The sequence below is a fragment of the Methylobacterium sp. Leaf102 genome, from assembly GCF_001422425.1.
In the GTDB taxonomy this organism is placed as follows: Bacteria; Pseudomonadota; Alphaproteobacteria; order Rhizobiales; family Beijerinckiaceae; genus Methylobacterium.
Genome location: NZ_LMMX01000002.1, coordinates 148309 through 164190 on the forward strand (window position 1 = coordinate 148309; position 15882 = coordinate 164190).

Genomic DNA, 15882 nt, shown 5'->3' on the forward strand with positions numbered 1-15882 from the left:
CGCGGCCCGTGCCGCTCTACTTCGCCTACGGGGCCAACATGGACGCGGCCGCCATGGCCGCGCGCTGCCCCGGCTCGCGCCTGATCGGGCAGGGCCGGCTCAACCGCCACCGCTTCATCGTCATGCGCGAGGGCTACGCCTCGGTGGTGCGTGATCCGCGCGCCACCGTGTGGGGCGTGGTCTGGGAACTCGCGCTGGCCGACGTGCCGGCGCTGGATCGCTACGAGGGCGTGGCCGGCGGCCTCTACACCAAGGCCTACCAGCCCGTCACCCTGAAGGGCGGAGCCAAGCGTGCCCTGATCTATCTCGGCGGCAGCTCCGCCCAGGGAGCACCGCGTCCGGGCTACCTCGAATCGGTCCTGGCGGCGGCGGATGCGGCGCAGCTGCCGACCCCTTACATCGCCGAACTGCGCGGCTGGCTGCGGGGCCGGGCCGCCTGACAGGAGCATTGCCATGAGCCGGATCAGAACCGTCGAGGCGATCATCCACGGCCGCGTGCAGGGCGTCGGCTACCGTTTCTGGACCAAGGGCGAGGCCGAGCGCCTCGGCCTCTCGGGCCATGTCCGCAACCGGCCCGACGGCACCGTGGCGGCGACCTTTTCGGGGGAGGCCGACGCCGTCGCGGCCATGCTCGCCGCTTGCCGGCAGGAGGGGCCTCCAGGGGCACGCGTGACGGAGATCACCGAGGCGGAGGGACCGGTCCCGGCGGCGGGCTTTCAGATCCTGCACGACTGAAACGGCAGCACGGGCCCGACCCTGGACAGGGAGCGGCCATCCGGGCTAGCGCCGGAGCGGTCGCGATCGGCCCGGCATCAGGCGCACCCGATGATCACGGCGGACTTCTCCTACCTCGATTTCGCGGCCCTGTGCTTCTTCGTGGCGGCCTGGGCCGGCTACGGCATGGCGGTCTCGCGGATGCGGGGCCGGCGCACGAGCCTGAGCCAGATCATGAACCGCCAGCGCGAGATCTGGGCGGAGCAGCTCATCCACCGCGACAACCGGGTGGTGGACACCACCATCAACGCCTCCCTCCAGAACGGTACCGCGTTCTTCGCTTCGACCTCCCTCATCGCGCTCGGCGGCGTCCTGACCCTGTCGCGCTCGGGCGACGACGTACTGACCCTGTTCGGGGCGCTGCCCTTCGGCGCCGTCGCCACCCGGACGACCTGGGAGATCAAGGTCGCGGGGCTGGCGGTGGTGTTCATCTACGCCTTCTTCAAATTCTCCTGGGCCTACCGGCTGTTCAATTACGGGGCGATCCTGCTCGGCGCGGTGCCGCCCAAGGGCTCCAGCGCCAGCATGGCGGAGATGGAACTCGCCGCGCGGCGTGCCTCCGCGATGAACATCGCGGCCGGGTCCCATTTCGCGCGCGGGCAGCGGGCGTTCTTCTTCGCGCTCGCCTATCTCGGATGGTTCGTGAGCCCGGTTCTGCTGTTTCTCACCACGACGGCGGTGGTCTGCGTGATGTGGCGACGTCAGTTCAGTTCGAAAATTCGCGCCGCCCTCCTGGCGCAGGACGACGGGACAGGGCAGGGGTTGGACCCATGACCAATCCGAAGAAACCACCCCGCAAGACCGCCATCGCCCGGATCGCCGCCGCAAAGGCCCTCAAGGGCAAGAAGGCCGCTGCCAAGAAGGCGAGCGAGGCACCCGGCACCAAGGCGCCGCCGGCCCCGAAGGCGGCAGCCCCGCTCCCCCCCACGCCATCGGTCCGAAAGGGCCCCAGCGAGGAACTCATCGCCGAGACCATCCTGCGCCTGCTGGCCGAGCGCGGTCCCGGCAAGACCGTCTGCCCCTCGGAAGTCGCCCGCGACATCGGCGGCGCCCAGCCCGAAGTGTGGAGCCCGATGATGCAGCCGGTGCGCCGCATCGCCGTGCGGATGACCAAGGCCGGTCAGATCGCGATCATGCGCAAGGGCAAGCCCGTGGAGGATGTCGACGATTTCCGTGGCATCTACCGGCTGGCGCTGCCAGCGGCCGACGTCGATTCGGCCGGAACCGACGAAGCCTGAGGCGCCGGCATCCAGGCGTCGGTGTAGCCGGSGAGCCGATAGACCACGAGGCCGATCCACTCCTTGACCACGACATCGAGGAGGGCGAGCCCGTCGGAGGCGAAGCTGTTGAAGCGCGCCGCGTCGCGCGGCCCGGCGGTGCGGTAGTCGACGGGATAGGCGGCCACGGTGAAGCCCGCCGCGCGGAAACACCCGACGGCGCGCGGCATGTGCCAGGCCGAGGTGACGAGGAGCCAGCGCTCGCCGGGCTTCGGCTTGACGAGATCGGCGGTGAAGGCGGCGTTCTCGCGGGTGTTGCGCGAGCGGTTCTCCAGGATGAGACGGGTGCGCGGCAGGCCGAGGCCGTCGGCGGTGCGGCCGACGATTTCGGCTTCCGACACCTCGCCCGGCCGCAGCGCGGCGCTTCCGCCCGTGAAGGCGAGACGCGCGTCGGGATACCGCCGGGACAGATCGATGAGGGCGAGCTGGCGTTCCCCGGCGTCGTTGACAACGAACTGGTCGCGCGCCGCCGACAGGCGCGTCTCGACGCCGCCGCCGAGGACCACGATGCCGGTGACCGGGGTTCCGTCGTCGACGAAAGCCGGGAACCGATCCTCCAAAGGCAAGGCGACCCAGAGGGCGAGGGGCGAGAAACCGGCGACGAGAAGCCCGAGGCCCGCCGCCCCGGCGAGCACACGTCCGAAGCGACGCCAGCGCCCGACGGCTATGAGGAGCATCCCGGCGACCACGGCGAGAATCAGCGCGTTGGACGGCGTGATGACGAAGAAGATCAGCTTCGAGAGCGGAAAGAACATGGCGCGGGAGCGGCCTTCAGGGGAGGGAACGCGAGACCCGGACCGGCCTCATGCCTCAGGGATCGGCGGGTAGGCATGGACACGACCCTGCGGATCCTCGACCCGCCAGCCGGCCGCCGTGGCGCGGAGGTAGTCCGGCCCCACCGGCACCTTGCCGTGGCCGCCGGGGATGTCGAGGACATAAAGCGGCTGGGCGAGGCCCGACAGCCGGCCGCGCAGATGCCCCATGAGGGCGCGCCCCGCATCGAGATCGGTGCGCAGGTGACCGGTGCCGGGCGCGAGATCGCCGTGGTGGAGGTAATACGGCTTGATCCGATGCTCCACGAAAGTCCGCATCAGCCGGCCCAGGGTGTCGGGGTCGTCGTTGACGCCGGCGAGCAGCACGGTCTGGCTCACCATGGGGATGCCGGCATCGACGAGGCGGGCGATGGCCGCCGCCGCCGCGGGGGTGAATTCGCGCGGGTGGTTGGCGTGGAGCGCCACGAACACCGCGCCGCCGAACTGCTTCAGGGCCGCGACGAGGCCGTCGGTCACGGTCGCGGGCTCGACCACGGGGACGCGGGTGTGGAAGCGCAGCACCCGTACGTGCGGGATTTCCCGCAGCGCCGAGGCGATCCGGGCCAGCCGCCGCGGCGAAAGGGCGAAGGGGTCGCCGCCCGTGACCACCACTTCCCAGATCTCCGCCCGGCCGGCGATATAGGCGAAGACTGCATCGAGTTCGGCGTCGCTCAGGGTGCCGAGCCCGTCGGGGCCGACCCGCTCGCGGCGGAAGCAGAATCGGCAATAGACGGGGCAGACATGGAGCGGCTTCAGCAGCACCCGGTCGGGATAGCGGTGGACGAGGCCGGCGAGCGGGCTGTGGGCGTCGTCGCCGATGGGGTCGGCATCCTCCTCCGGGCGCGTCGCGAGTTCCTCCGCCCGCGGCACGAACTGGCGGGCGATGGGATCGTGGGGGTCGGCCGGATCGATGAGGTCGGCGAGGTCCGGCGTCACCGACACGGCGTAGCGGGCGGCCACGGCCTCCAGGGCGGGGAGGGCCGCGGCGTCCACCAGCCCGGCCAGCGCGAGGTCGGCGGGGCTCTTCAGGGGGCGGTTCACCGGCGCCCCCCGGTGACGGGCGTCCACAGCACATCCTCGATATGAGGCGCGCCGACGGCGAGCATCACCAGCCGGTCGAGGCCGAGCGCGATGCCGCTGGCCTCTGGCATGAGGGCGAGGGCGGCGAGGAACGCCTCGTCGATGGGGTAGCGCTCGCCGTAGACTCGCTCCTTCTCGTCCATCTCCAGGGTGAAGCGGCGGCGCTGCTCGGCCGGATCGGTGAGTTCGCCGAACGCGTTGGCGAGTTCGACGCCGCAGGCGTAGAGTTCGAACCGCTCGGCCACGCGCGGGTCGCGGGAGCTCGGCCGGGCCAGCGCCGCCTCGGACACCGGGTACTCGCACAGGATCGTCGGGCGCCCGATGCCGAGACCGGGCTCGATGCGGGCGACGAGAACGCGGCTGAAGAGGTCCGCCCAGGTGTCGTCCTCCGCCACCCGCAGGCCCATTGCCAGAACGGCCGCCGCGAAGGCATTCCGATCCGTCGTTCCGTCAGGCGCGACGGTGGCCAGGAGATCGATGCCGACCTCCGAAAAGGCCTCGGCAAGGGTCACGCGCCGGAAGGGCGCGAACGGGTCGGCCTCGCGGCCCCGATAGGCGAGGCGCCGGGTGCCCGCCGCCTCGGCCGCCAGAGCCAGCACGTCGGCGCAATCGCGCATGAGTTCGGTGTAGTCCTCGCCCGCCCGATACCATTCGAGCATCGTGAACTCGGGGTGGTGCAGGGGGCCGCGCTCGCGGTTGCGGAACACCCGCGCGAAACTCACGATCCGACGTTCGCCCGCCGCCAGCAGGGTCTTGCAGGCGAATTCCGGGGAGGTGTGCAGATAGAGCGGATGGGGCACGCCATCGGGACCGAGGATCTCCGTCGCGAAAGCGGAGAGGTGTGCCTCGTTACCGGGCGACACCTGAAGGCTGGCGGCCTCGACCTCGATGAAATCGGCCGCCGCGAAATGGCCCCGCAGGGCGGCGGTGATGCGGTTGCGCGCCATCAGGGCCGGACGCCGGTCGGCGTGGCGGTCCGGATGCCACCAGGGGGAGGGAGCGGTCATCGCCGGGGCCATATCACGGGCGGCCGGGCGTCTCCACGTCTCAGGGCCTTCCTTCCATCCTCCACCCGGTCCTGCGGCTGGCAACGGGGGCACGGATAGGGTAGTGGCGGAACGACGATGTCGCTCCCGCGGACCCGAACCGCGCCGGGGCGACCGACCCGTTTCTCGAGACACGAACAGGACCTGACCCCGTGAAGGTGATCGCTTCCACGCTCCGCAAGGGCAACGTCGTCGACAAGGATGGCAAGCTCTACGTCATCCTGACGATCGAGAACATCCACCCGGGCAAGGGCACCCCGGTGACGCAGCTCGACATGCGCCGCATCACCGATGGGGTGAAGGTGTCCGAGCGCTACCGCACCACCGAGTCGGTGGAGCGCGCCTTCGTCGAGGACCGGGAGCACACCTTCCTGTACGAGGACGGCGAGGGCTTCCACTTCATGAACCCCGAGACCTACGATCAGGTGGCGATCCAGAAGGACGTGATCGGCGATGCCGCGCCCTACCTTCAGGAGGGCATGAAGGTGATGGTCTCGATCCACAACGACGTGGCGCTCACCGTCGAGCTGCCCCAGCGCGTCACCCTCGAGATTACCGAGACCGAGCCCGCCATGAAGGGCCAGACGGCGTCGTCGTCCTACAAGCCGGCCATCCTGTCGAACGGCGTGCGCACCGCCGTGCCGCCGCACATCGCCGTCGGCACCCGCGTCGTCATCATGACGGAAGACGGGTCCTACGTGGAGCGCGCCAAGGATTGAGGCGTCATGGCGCCGGGGCCGTGCCCTCGGCGGCTTCGTAGCAGCCCTGCGACAGGGCCTGCGCCCTCGCCCGCTCGGCGACCGTGAAGGTCCGCTGCGCCTGCGCCCATAATCCGTCGCGGCGGAACGCGCCGACGACGCAGCGCGCCGCGACCCGACAGGCCGCGGCCTCGCCCCCGGTCGCGACGCAGTTGCGGGCATAGACCGTCCGAAACTCCGCCTCACCGGCGCGCGGATGCGGCCCGGTGAGGGCGGCGAGGCCGGAGAACAGGGCCAGCAGCACGGGCTGGTGGACGAGGTAGACGGCGAGGCTGTGCCGCCCCGCCCAGGCGGTCGCCCGCCCGGGCCCCCGCACGGCCCGCCAGCGGCCGAGGCGGGTCTTCGCCAGGCGCGGTCCGCCGAGGCGCCCGGCGACGATCCCCACTAGGACCAATCCGAACCACGGGAACAGCGGCACGTAGTCGTTGGTCTGCGGCAACGTCTTGCCGAGGCCGAGGAAGAACAGGACCGGGCTGTCGAGGGCGCTCCCGTCCGCCAAGCCCCACCCCGCAACACCGGGAGCCGCGATCACCAGGGCGGCGCAGACAGCCGTGACCACGGCCGGGGCGAACAGGAACGGCAGGGCGAGCACGCTGGCGACCACGATGCAGTGCAGGATGCCGAAGAACACGTAGCTCCCGGGAAACAGCAGATAGGTGGCGACCGTGACGGCCAGCGCCGCCCCGCCGATGCGGGCGAATCGTGTCAGCACCGCCCGTCGCCGGATGCCGGTGCCATGGGCGAGCACGAGGCCCGCCCCGACGAGGATCAGGAAGCTGCCGGCGATGAGGTGGGCGGCGATCCGGCCGGGCGGCGTGAGCGCGTAATTCTCCGGGGTCAGCCGGAGGTACCCGAGATCCCAAGTGGCGTGGTAGGCCGCCATCGCCGCGAGCGCCAAGCCCCGGGCGACGTCGAGGGCGTCGATCCGCATCCGCGGGGGCGGAACGGGAGCCGCGTCGGAATCGGAAGGGGAGGGAGCCATGCCGCTCGCCGTACCATCGAACCGGCGCCCCCGCGATCCCCTGTGGCACCGGCACCCGCGTCCCGAACAATGCAACATGGATCAACCCGGCGGGTGATCAATTAGGCTTCCGGAAGGTGACGACTTCGTTAATCTCCCTTCCGGATCGCGTGGCGTGATTCGGGTGTGGGTTGCTGAATGTCGGACGATTTCGGGGCGGGCTCCTACGGGGGGCATTCGGCTGACACGCACGCGGATGCCCGCTCCGGCGAAGGCCTGGGTGGCGAGGTCCAGCGCCCCCTCGACCTCATCGAGGTCGCCGGCCGCATCAAGTGGTTCGACGTCGCCAAGGGCTTCGGCTTCATTGTTCCCGACGACGGGACGGCCGACGTGCTGCTGCACATCACCTGCCTGCGCCGCGACGGCCATCAATCCGCCAGCGAGGGCGCGCGCGTCGTCGTCGAGGCCACGGAGCGGCCGCGCGGCTGGCAGGCGTTCCGGGTGATCTCCCTCGATCAATCCACCGCCCTGCACCCGTCCGAACTGCCGATGCCGCGTACCCATGTGAGCGTCACGCCGACGAGCGGACTCGAGACGGCCGTAGTGAAGTGGTTCAACCGCCTGCGCGGCTTCGGCTTCCTCAGCCGAGGGGACGGCACGCCCGACATCTTCGTGCACATGGAGACGCTTCGTCGCTACGGCATCGCCGAACTCAAGCCCGGCGAGACCGTTCTCGTCCGCTACGGCGACGGCTCCAAGGGCAAGATGGCGGCGGAAGTCCGCTTTCCCGACGGTGTGCTGCCCGCCTCGCACTGACACCGCCCGCCACCGACGAACCTTCGATCGACGATCGTCCCACCGAAGATTTTGCCACCGACGAATGAGTACCGCGTTGTCGAATATGCCCGCCTTCCTGCGTGCGCTCTGCGCCGTTCTGTTCCTCGGTTCGGGCCTTCAGGTCGTACCCGCGCAGGACGCGGCCTCCGGTCCGACCGAACCCCTCACCATCGCATCCCGGAACGGGCGCCACGCCTTCGCCGTGGAGGTGATGCGCACGGATGCCGACCGTTCGCGCGGACTGATGTATCGCCGCACCATGGCGCCGGACCACGGCATGCTGTTCGACTTCCAGGCCGTCGCCCCCGTGGCCATGTGGATGAAGAACACCTACCTGCCCCTCGATATGGTTTTCATCCGCCAGGATGGATCCGTTGCCCGCGTCGCGCAGAACACCGAACCGCTCTCGACCAAGGTCATTCCCTCCGGCGAGCCGGTCCTGTCCGTGCTCGAGCTCAATGCCGGCACCACCGCGCGGCTCGGCATCCACGCCGGTGACCGTGTCGAGCATCCCCTGTTCCGTAAACCCTGACGCCTCAATCGAACACAACAAGAACATCGCTTGACGCTCGATTCGATTCGAGCCAATGTTCCCTCATTGTTCTAAACGACGCGCCCATCACCGACCGGGTGATTCGCGTGGCGCCGATGGGGGACATCATGATCAGCCGGCATCTGGACGAGACCCGCGTCACCGCCGAAGCCCCGTTCGAGAACGCCGAATGGAGCGTTTCGCCGGAAGGACTGGAGCATCGCCCCAGCGGTTATTTCATCGCCCGCGATGTGCTCGGCATGCGTCGGGGCGACCTGTGGGAATGGCCGCTTCACCTTTCGGAAAAGAGCTGGTGCCGAGCCCTTCCGTTCCGTGAAGCGTTCCTCGCGGCGCTCAGCGCCTTCGAGATCCCCCGGGACGCGGGTCTCATTGCCTCCTTTGCGACCGGCTTCGGTCTGAAGGCCGGCCAGGGTCCCACGAAAACAGCCGACGATTTCGTGGCCCTCGGCGATGTGCTCCGCCCCAAGGGCCGCAAGCAGGTGGATACGCGCAACAAGCAGGCGGATGCGCGCAAGCGGAGCGTTTCGCCCGAGATCCGCGGCGGGCACCGACGGAACGGTACGCCGGTGCCGTATCGCGCGGTCGAAGCCTCCCCCCAACGCGCCGCTTACTGAAGCACGTTGCTCTCCGGTCACTTGGCCCTAGATGGGGGTCGAGGACTGGAGAACAGCATGAAACAGGATCGCGCAGGCGGAACCGGCATTGCAAGCGGCCTCGAAGGCATGCTGACGCCGCCCTTCTCCCGGCGTGGCTTCGTGATGACGAGCCTGATCTCCGGGCTCACCCTCGCGACCACCGCCGTCGAGGCGCAGGTGATCCATACGGACGCAAGCGGTCTCGTGGCGGGCGAGGTCCAGATCCCCGCAGGCGACGGCCCGATGCCGGGCTATCGCGCCATGCCGGAAGGACAGGGACCGTTTCCGGTCATCCTCGTCATCGAGGAGATCTTCGGCGTCCACGATTACATCAAGGATATCTGCCGGCGCCTGGCAAAGGCCGGCTACTGTGCGGTGGCGCCCGAATTGTACGCGCGTCAGGGCGATCTCTCGACCATGACGGACGTCAAGGTGATCGTTCGGGACGTGATCTCGAAGACGCCCGACGCACAATGGATCGCTGATCTCGATGCCTCCGCCGCCTGGGCCGTCGCGGCGTCGAACGGCGACGCGTCACGACTCGCGACGATGGGCTGGTGTCGGGGTGGGCGCGGTGTCTGGCTCTACGCCGCCCATCGCCGCGACCTGAAGGCCGGTGTGGCCTGGTACGGCGCGCTCGGCGGTGAGCGTACGGCCCTGCAACCCCGCACGGCGGACGATGTCGCGGGAGAGATCAACGCGCCGATCCTCGCCCTCTACGGCGGCGCGGATACGGGGATTCCCGTCGCCTCCGCCGAGGCAGCGCGCGACAAGGCCCGGGCGGCGGGCAAATCCGTCGATCTCGTGGTCTACCCGGACGCCCCGCACGGCTTTCACGCCGATTACCGGCCAAGCTATCGCCGCGAGCCTGCGGAGGATGGATGGACGCGCGCTCTGGCGTTTTTCAAGGCGAGAGGCGTGTGACGACTGCAGAGGCTGTGCGACGTGATTGACGGGAAGTGCGGCACAGTTGCTGCATCGACCAAAAAAGCGCCCTGTTCGACGCCCGCAGGAACGACACATTCACCGGGTAGTTCACAGTTCTGGCAATACGAGGATCGGCCCGCCATCCTGGCTTGAAGAGCGTTCCGGACCCATGAGTGCTGCACCTCCGTCGGACGCACGCCCCGTCATCCTCGTCGTCGAGGACGAACCCGACGAGCGCTACCTCGCGGCCGAGATGCTGGAAGAGACCGGTTTCCGGGTGATCGAAGCCGAGACCGCCGAGCGCGCCCTGGCGATTCTCCAGGATCGCGGCAACGAAGTCAGCGTGGTGTTCTCGGATGTGCGGACTCCGGGTCCTATCGGGGGGTTCGAGTTGGCTCGTATCATCGGGGTCACCTGGCCCCGGGTGCGCGTGCTTCTCACGTCGGGCGACGCCGGCGACCAGCCGAGCGATCTGCGGATGTCCGCGACCTTCATTCCGAAACCATGGCGCGCCGAAGACATTCTCGCCTGGGTGCAGGAGGCGGCCGGTCGGTCCGCCGAGACGCAGACCGGGCCCGACGTCATCGGACTCGGCTGGCCCGAGACCAAGATCATCGTCGGTAAAGTGGAAACTTGAGGACATACGGATCGTCCGGGTCGGTGGCGTGAGGACAGATCCTCACTCGTGCATCGGATTCGAGGCGAGGCATCGCGGTTCACCGCCGGCCGTGACGATCTTCGGGTCTAGAATCGCCTGTCTAGATTTGCCCGATCCGGCTCGACGAGTTCGGATACCCCACCGAGTGCGGCGGGAATGCCGCACTCGGTGGGAGGTTTTGCCCCAGCGTCGCACGCATCCCGCGATCTGCTATGTCTCGACCAGCGGTCCGCTGCCGTTCCGAATTCGCCCGTCGAGCACGCCATGCGCCTGAATGTCCGCCCCGGCCTCATCGCCGCCTGCTTGTGCAGCCTTGCTGCCCTATCCAATCCCGCGTCGGCCGCTGCTCCGCCGGTGCAGCCGATGGAGGGGCCGGGCAGCGTCGGTGATCGCACGGCCACCATCGTCAAGCGGGCCCTCGGCCGGGCCAGCGCCGCGACGTTCGTCTTCCACAAGGCCGGGGTCGCGCCTGCCGAAGGGCGGCCCGTGGCCATCTTCCTCCACGCCTGGGGCGCACCGAACCCGCAGGCCTACGGCTCTTGGATCGATCACCTCGCTCGCGCCGGCTACCTCGTGGTGTTCCCACGCTTCCAGGAGATCAATCGGACGCGACCGGCCGACGCTTCCGCCAATGCGGCCCGCCTGATCAAGTCTGCGCTGTCGGACCTCGCCGGCGATGCCGACGCCAAGCCGGACGAGAAGCGCATCGCCCTCATCGGCCATCTCGCCGGGGCACCCATCGCCGCCAACATCGCAGCCGACGCGGCCGGTCAGGGCCTCCCCACCCCGCGTCTCGTCTTCGCGATCATGCCGGGTGGCATCGCCAGCGACGCCAAGGCACGCGGCATCGTCCTGCATGATCTCTCGAAGATCGCGCCCGAAACCCTCGTGGTCACCGTGATCGGCGATCGCGATGCCCGCGCGGCGGATCTCGCGGCGCGTCGCCTCCTGCGGGAGGCGAGCGCCGTGACACCCGAGCGCAAGCTGTTCCTGCGCGCCCTGTCGGACGATCACGGATTCCCCGCCCTCACCGCGACCCTGGCCTCCCCGGCGGGTGCGGACGCCGCCTATGACGGCGGCGCCCTGAAGCTGCCCCCCGATCCGCCGCGCGACCCGAAGCAGCCGGCCCCTCCGTTCAAGTGGACGCCGGACATGGCGCTCACGGGCGAGCAAACCACCCTGGTCGCGCAGATCAACAACGCCCGGACGGACAGCCTGGACTATCTCGCGTACTGGAAGACCTTCGATCTTGCGGCCGCGGCGGCCTTCAACGGCGCCGATGCACAAACCTTGAAGAGCAACCCGCGGTTCAGCGACATGGAGCGTTGGGCCGACGGCTGGCCGGTCAAGCGTCTCGTCATGGAAACGCCGCGGCTGACACCACATCCGGCCCCCGTCGCCGCTCCGGCGGCAGCGGCGCGCGCCAAGCCGGCACCCCGCCGGCCCTGAGTCCCGCACGATCTCGCACCGGTGGCCTCGATGAAGCTCTTCCATTCGCATTTCTCGCCGTTCGTGCGGAAGGTCATGGTCGTCGCCCATGAACTCGGCCTCGCCGAGCGCATCGAACTCCTACCCAGTGCCGCCCACCCGACGAAGCGGGACACCAATATCCTCGCGCTGCACCCCCTGGCCCAGGTCCCGACCCTGATCGCCGACGATGGTCACGCCATCGCCGACAGCCGCGTGATCTGCGAGTACCTCGATGCGCTGGGCGGCGGCATGTTCCCCGCGCCCGGCCCGGCACGGTGGTCGGCCCTCAACGACCAGTCCACGGCGGACGGCCTCCTCGATGCCGCGCTGCTCATCCGCTACGAACTGACCGTACGAGAGGAGGGCGAACGTTCGAGCGCGTGGATCGCCGGACAGACGGCCAAGATCGAGAGCGCGCTGGATACGTTCGAGACCGGCGTCGCGGCCCTGGCCGACCGCGTCGATATCGGCACCATCGCGGTCGCCTGCGGGCTGGGCTACCTCGATCTGCGCTTCCCGGATCTGGCTTGGCGCCGGCGCAGTCCGGCCCTCGCCGCCTGGTTCGAAGGCTTCGACGCGCGCGCGTCCATGCAGGCGACACGACCGCCGGCGGCCTGACCCCCGGCGTCACGGCACGGGGAGTTCCTGGCGCAAGCCTTGCGAAGCAGCATCCGGGTCCACCGGACGAATCGCCATGCCCGATTTCCTCGCCACCCTCCTGGCAGCCCTGGTGTTCTGCCTCGGCCTGATCGCGCTCAACGCCCTGACGCGGCTGGCCCTGCAGTGGCAGGTGGCGCCGACGGACCTCGCCGAGAACGGCATGCTGCAGTATGGGCTCGCCGCGGCCGCCGCCGTGACGGTCTGGTCGCGGACCGTCCGACCCCGGATCGCCTGACCCGTCCGATCGGGCGCAACCCGAGCCGGTCGCCCGATCGCCGGTCGCTCGAGCGCGAGTTGGACGCGCGACGCGGTCGCACGTCCAACTCGAGTCGTCGATCCTAGAAGTAGGACTTCAAGGTCCCGCGGCGGCGCACGTCGAGGGTGGCGCAGTGGAACGAGCCGCCGAACGGGCCGTAGGACAGGAACGGCGCCGGGATCGGATCGAATCCCCAATCCTTGAGCGCCTTGATCAGCGTCGGCTGGCTCTGGTCGACGACGATCTTCTTCTCGTCAATGGCGAGCACGTTGATCGAGGTCCAGGGCGAGCACATGGAGATCTTGCTCATGAAGCCCTCGACGGGATCGGGGCGCGGCGCGATCAGGATGTCCCACGTCTTGAGCACGGCCGGCAGCTTCTCGACGTCGATGTAGTCCGGGTTCACCAGCACCTTACCGGGTGCGAGCGGCATGAACGAGGAGTCGATGTGCATCGGCTGCGGGCAGCGGCTCTCGATCTCGTGGATGCGGAAACCCGGACCGAGGTGGCGGCGCAGCCACTCGATGCCCATGAGGTTGGTGACGTTGGAGCGGGTCACGAACAGGTCGCGGCCGCAGCGGACGAAGTCGGCGGCGTCGAACACCGGCTCGAACTCGTTCACAGTGAACTGCATCGGCTCGCCGGCCTTCAGGTTCGGCACCCGATAATCGTAGTTGTACAGTTCGTCGGTCAATTGCGGGCGGGGAGCCGAGGTCCAGCGCGCCCCATTGCGAAAATATTCCTTGAAGAGCGCGCGGTAGGCATCGCCCTCGAAGTAGCGCGAGCGCCAGCACATCGGGCTCTCGATGATCTCGTCGCCGATCACGAGGTACGGGTCGCGCGGACACGCGACGCAGAAGCCGCGCGAGGACCAGCGCGGCGCGCGGAACTTCTTCGAGAAGTCGATGCTGTCGGGGCGGCGGATCTTCACGCCCTCGCCGGCGAGGATCGAGATGAAGTTGTCGAGCTCCTGCTGGGCGAGCTTCTTCATGAACTTCGGATAGCGGAAGCCGGACGCGAAGCGGTAGAACGGCTGGGCGGCCCGCGGCAGGTTGAAGATCACCGTCAGGTGGTGTGTCGGAATGGTCGCACTGTCGAGGCTTCCGACGATGACCTCCTCCAGGGGGTCCCACTCGTTCCAGGCCATCACCGGCGAGGACGGCTTCGGCGTTCCCGGCATGCCGAGACCGGCGGTGGCATAGCGGTCGCCACGACCGTCCTGATCGACGGCCTCGCCCGTCGTGATGTGTGATTCGCGGTCCATGATCCGTACCCCTGTCGCGCGTCCTGCGGGTGATTTTCGGGGCTGCGCCCCCCTGCCGCTTTGGTCCGCACTGTGTCTATCGGGTGATAGACAACGGTTCCCAAAGCTGCAACTTCCGATGACGTTCATCGCTTCCGGCGGTCTTCTGACCCGGAAACACGGCGGGATTTCAGCAGAGATCGGCCGAACCGACGTCCGAAAGGGGACCATGAAGCGTTTGACGACCTTGGCCCTGATCGTTGGTCTCTGCACCGTCGTCGGTCTGTTCCTGTCCTCGGGCCTCGAAGACGTTGCGGCCGCCGTGGTCAGCGCCGGATGGGGCGCCCTCGTCGTCGTGCTCGCGCGCGCCGTGGCCGTCGCCTGGGCGGGCTTCGGCTGGTTCGTGATCTTCCCGCGCTTCGAACGTCCGTCCCTGCGCGACAGCGTTGTCCTTCGCTTCGTGCGCGAGGGCATCAACACCCTGCTGCCCGTGGCGCAGGTCGGGGGCGACTTCGTCGCTGCCCGGCTCTTGACCAAGCGTGGCGTCTCGGGGGGCGTCGCCGGGGCCAGCATGTTCGTCGATCTGATGACCCAGGCGGTCACGCAGTTCCTGTTCACCGTGGCCGGCGTCGCCCTGCTCGCCTGGCTCGCCGGAGACGGGCCCATCGTCCGCACCGTGGCCGGCGGCCTCGCCGTCGCCGCACCGGCGCTCGCCGCGTTCTATCTCATCCAGCGCCGCAGCGGTCACAAGGTGATCCAGGGGCTGGTCAGCCGCTTCGCCGGCTCGCGCGAGTGGCGCGCGCTCGGCGCCATCGACGTGCTCTACGATGCCCTGAAGCGTCTCTACGGAAATCACGGCCGGGTCGCGGGCGGCATCGGCATCCACCTCGTCGGCTGGCTCATCGGCACCATCGAGGTCTACGTCTGCCTGCATTTCATGGGCTATCCCGTGAGCTTCTTCGAAGCGGTGGTGATCGAGAGCCTGGCGCAGGCGGTGCGCGGCGCGGCCTTCGCCGTGCCCGGGGCGCTGGGTGCTCAGGAGGGCGGCCTCATCGCGCTCTGCGCCATCTTCGGCATCCCGGCCGAGGCGGCACTGGCCCTCTCCCTCGTCAAGCGCCTTGCCGACCTCCTCGTCGGAGTTCCTGGCCTCCTCGCGTGGCACGCCCTCGAGGGCAAGGCCGGACCGGCTCCGGAGAGCGGCGAAGCGTTGCCGGCCCGTCACGCTCCGCCCCAGACCGCTCCCATGGGCGTTCCCTACGGCAACGATCGCGGCACCACGCTTCTGCGCCCCGTAGACGGCGAACTGGGGGAGCTGAAGAAGTGCGCCTGATCCCCGTTCTCCGCGCCAGCCTCGTCGCCGCCCTGCTGTCGCTCGGCGCGCCCGCACAGGCGGCCGACGACTTGGCAGTGGGTGCCGTCCGCACTCTCTACGGCAGCTTCGAGAGCGCCCTCAAGGACGGCCCCGGCGACGTCCGCACCCGGGCCGCCGCCATCGGCCCGACGCTCACCGAACGCATGGATTTTCCCGCCATTGTGCGTGTCGCCGTCGGCCCGAAATGGAACGGATTCACCCCCGAGCAGCAGGGTGCCCTGACCGAAGCCTTCGCCCAGTATTTCATCGCCACCTACGCCACCCGACTTCGGCAGGCCGCCGGCGGGACCTTCACGGTGAAGCCCGAGAGCGAGGCGCGCGGCGCGAACCGGCTGGTCCAGAGCGAGGCCGCCAACGCCGATGGTGATTCGTCCCAGGTCGATTACCTCGTCGGACCGGGCAACCGCATCCAGGACGTCTATCTCAACGGCAACGTCAGCGAGGTCGCATCCCTGCGCGGCAGCTTCGCCGACCCCCTCAAGGCGGGCGGTGCCGACGGGCTGCTGAAATTCCTACGCGAACGCACGGCCGGCATGCTCACCGTCAAACCGGCGCCTTAGAGT

Annotated in this window: 20 protein-coding genes; 15 read left to right on the forward strand and 5 right to left on the reverse strand. The window is 69.1% G+C overall.

Annotated features, from left to right (window positions below):
• The first annotated feature begins 8 nt into the window (after nt 1-8).
• The 4 genes from ASF27_RS04475 to ASF27_RS22995 all read left to right on the forward strand — a co-directional run bounded on the left by ASF27_RS04475 (nt 9) and on the right by ASF27_RS22995 (nt 2012).
• The gene (locus tag ASF27_RS04475) at nt 9-440 is read left to right on the forward strand and encodes a gamma-glutamylcyclotransferase (RefSeq protein ID WP_056174820.1); all 432 of its coding nucleotides are present in this window, start codon (nt 9-11) and stop codon (nt 438-440) included.
• Nucleotides 441-453: 13 nt separating this feature from the next.
• Nucleotides 454-735, forward strand: coding sequence for an acylphosphatase (locus tag ASF27_RS04480; RefSeq protein WP_056358083.1), 282 nt, complete (start codon nt 454-456; stop codon nt 733-735).
• Nucleotides 736-825: 90 nt separating this feature from the next.
• Nucleotides 826-1548 carry a DUF599 domain-containing protein gene (locus ASF27_RS04485; protein ID WP_056174824.1) on the forward strand — a complete coding sequence of 241 codons (723 nt, stop codon included), beginning with the start codon at nt 826-828 and terminating at the stop codon, nt 1546-1548.
• 188 nt (nt 1549-1736) lie between these two features.
• The gene (locus ASF27_RS22995) at nt 1737-2012 is read left to right on the forward strand and encodes a DUF3253 domain-containing protein (RefSeq protein ID WP_056175082.1); all 276 of its coding nucleotides are present in this window, start codon (nt 1737-1739) and stop codon (nt 2010-2012) included.
• Here ASF27_RS22995 and ASF27_RS04495 read toward each other — a convergent pair.
• The 3 genes from ASF27_RS04495 to epmA are packed head-to-tail and all read right to left on the reverse strand — an operon-like array spanning nt 1955 to nt 4950.
• Nucleotides 1955-2806 carry a YdcF family protein gene (locus ASF27_RS04495; protein WP_056358086.1) on the reverse strand — a complete coding sequence of 284 codons (852 nt, stop codon included), beginning with the start codon at nt 2804-2806 and terminating at the stop codon, nt 1955-1957. The genes ASF27_RS22995 and ASF27_RS04495 overlap by 58 nt on opposite strands.
• A gap of 48 nt (nt 2807-2854) precedes the next feature.
• Complete coding sequence (locus ASF27_RS04500; RefSeq protein ID WP_056358145.1) at nt 2855-3904, reverse strand: lysine-2,3-aminomutase-like protein; 1050 nt, start codon at nt 3902-3904, stop codon at nt 2855-2857.
• Nucleotides 3901-4950, reverse strand: a complete 1050-nt coding sequence (gene epmA / locus ASF27_RS04505; protein ID WP_056358148.1) for an EF-P lysine aminoacylase EpmA — start codon at nt 4948-4950, stop codon at nt 3901-3903. The genes ASF27_RS04500 and epmA overlap by 4 nt, the downstream gene beginning before the upstream one ends.
• 191 nt (nt 4951-5141) lie before the next feature.
• On the opposite strand from epmA, the gene efp reads away from it, so the two are divergent.
• On the forward strand, nt 5142-5708 hold the full coding sequence (efp, locus tag ASF27_RS04510; protein ID WP_056174827.1) for an elongation factor P: 567 nt from the start codon (nt 5142-5144) through the stop codon (nt 5706-5708).
• Nucleotides 5709-5712: 4 nt separating this feature from the next.
• On the opposite strand, the gene ASF27_RS04515 is transcribed toward efp, so the two are convergent.
• On the reverse strand, nt 5713-6678 hold the full coding sequence (locus ASF27_RS04515) for a heparan-alpha-glucosaminide N-acetyltransferase (RefSeq protein ID WP_244480922.1): 966 nt from the start codon (nt 6676-6678) through the stop codon (nt 5713-5715).
• A gap of 228 nt (nt 6679-6906) precedes the next feature.
• On the opposite strand from ASF27_RS04515, the gene ASF27_RS04520 reads away from it, so the two are divergent.
• From ASF27_RS04520 to ASF27_RS04555, 8 genes are all read left to right on the forward strand, one after another.
• On the forward strand, nt 6907-7524 hold the full coding sequence (locus tag ASF27_RS04520; RefSeq protein WP_056174832.1) for a cold-shock protein: 618 nt from the start codon (nt 6907-6909) through the stop codon (nt 7522-7524).
• Nucleotides 7525-7609: 85 nt separating this feature from the next.
• On the forward strand, nt 7610-8077 hold the full coding sequence (locus ASF27_RS04525) for a DUF192 domain-containing protein (protein WP_244473866.1): 468 nt from the start codon (nt 7610-7612) through the stop codon (nt 8075-8077).
• 128 nt (nt 8078-8205) lie between these two features.
• Entirely contained in the window at nt 8206-8712 is a 507-nt protein-coding gene (locus ASF27_RS04530) for a hypothetical protein (RefSeq protein WP_056358151.1), read from the forward strand.
• 108 nt (nt 8713-8820) lie between these two features.
• Nucleotides 8821-9657 (forward strand): dienelactone hydrolase family protein, encoded by an 837-nt coding sequence (locus tag ASF27_RS04535; protein WP_056175091.1) that lies wholly within the window; start codon nt 8821-8823, stop codon nt 9655-9657.
• 172 nt (nt 9658-9829) lie between these two features.
• Nucleotides 9830-10297, forward strand: a complete 468-nt coding sequence (locus tag ASF27_RS04540; protein ID WP_056358093.1) for a response regulator — start codon at nt 9830-9832, stop codon at nt 10295-10297.
• Nucleotides 10298-10582: 285 nt separating this feature from the next.
• Nucleotides 10583-11767, forward strand: coding sequence for a hypothetical protein (locus ASF27_RS04545; RefSeq protein WP_056358096.1), 1185 nt, complete (start codon nt 10583-10585; stop codon nt 11765-11767).
• A gap of 30 nt (nt 11768-11797) precedes the next feature.
• The gene (locus ASF27_RS04550) at nt 11798-12406 is read left to right on the forward strand and encodes a glutathione S-transferase (RefSeq protein WP_056358155.1); all 609 of its coding nucleotides are present in this window, start codon (nt 11798-11800) and stop codon (nt 12404-12406) included.
• A 76-nt stretch (nt 12407-12482) separates the two neighbouring features.
• The gene (locus ASF27_RS04555; protein WP_056303532.1) at nt 12483-12683 is read left to right on the forward strand and encodes a hypothetical protein; all 201 of its coding nucleotides are present in this window, start codon (nt 12483-12485) and stop codon (nt 12681-12683) included.
• A gap of 103 nt (nt 12684-12786) precedes the next feature.
• Here ASF27_RS04555 and ASF27_RS04560 read toward each other — a convergent pair whose 3' ends face one another.
• Nucleotides 12787-13968: a hypothetical protein gene (locus tag ASF27_RS04560; protein ID WP_056358099.1), complete on the reverse strand. Its 1182-nt coding sequence runs from the start codon at nt 13966-13968 to the stop codon at nt 12787-12789.
• A 208-nt stretch (nt 13969-14176) separates the two neighbouring features.
• Here ASF27_RS04560 and ASF27_RS04565 point away from each other — a divergent pair, with 208 nt between their 5' ends.
• A complete protein-coding gene (locus ASF27_RS04565; RefSeq protein ID WP_056261831.1) occupies nt 14177-15277 on the forward strand; it encodes a flippase-like domain-containing protein in 1101 nt (366 codons plus the stop codon).
• Nucleotides 15268-15879 (forward strand): ABC transporter substrate-binding protein, encoded by a 612-nt coding sequence (locus tag ASF27_RS04570; protein WP_056303534.1) that lies wholly within the window; start codon nt 15268-15270, stop codon nt 15877-15879. The genes ASF27_RS04565 and ASF27_RS04570 overlap by 10 nt, the downstream gene beginning before the upstream one ends.
• The last annotated feature ends 3 nt before the right edge of the window (nt 15880-15882 follow it).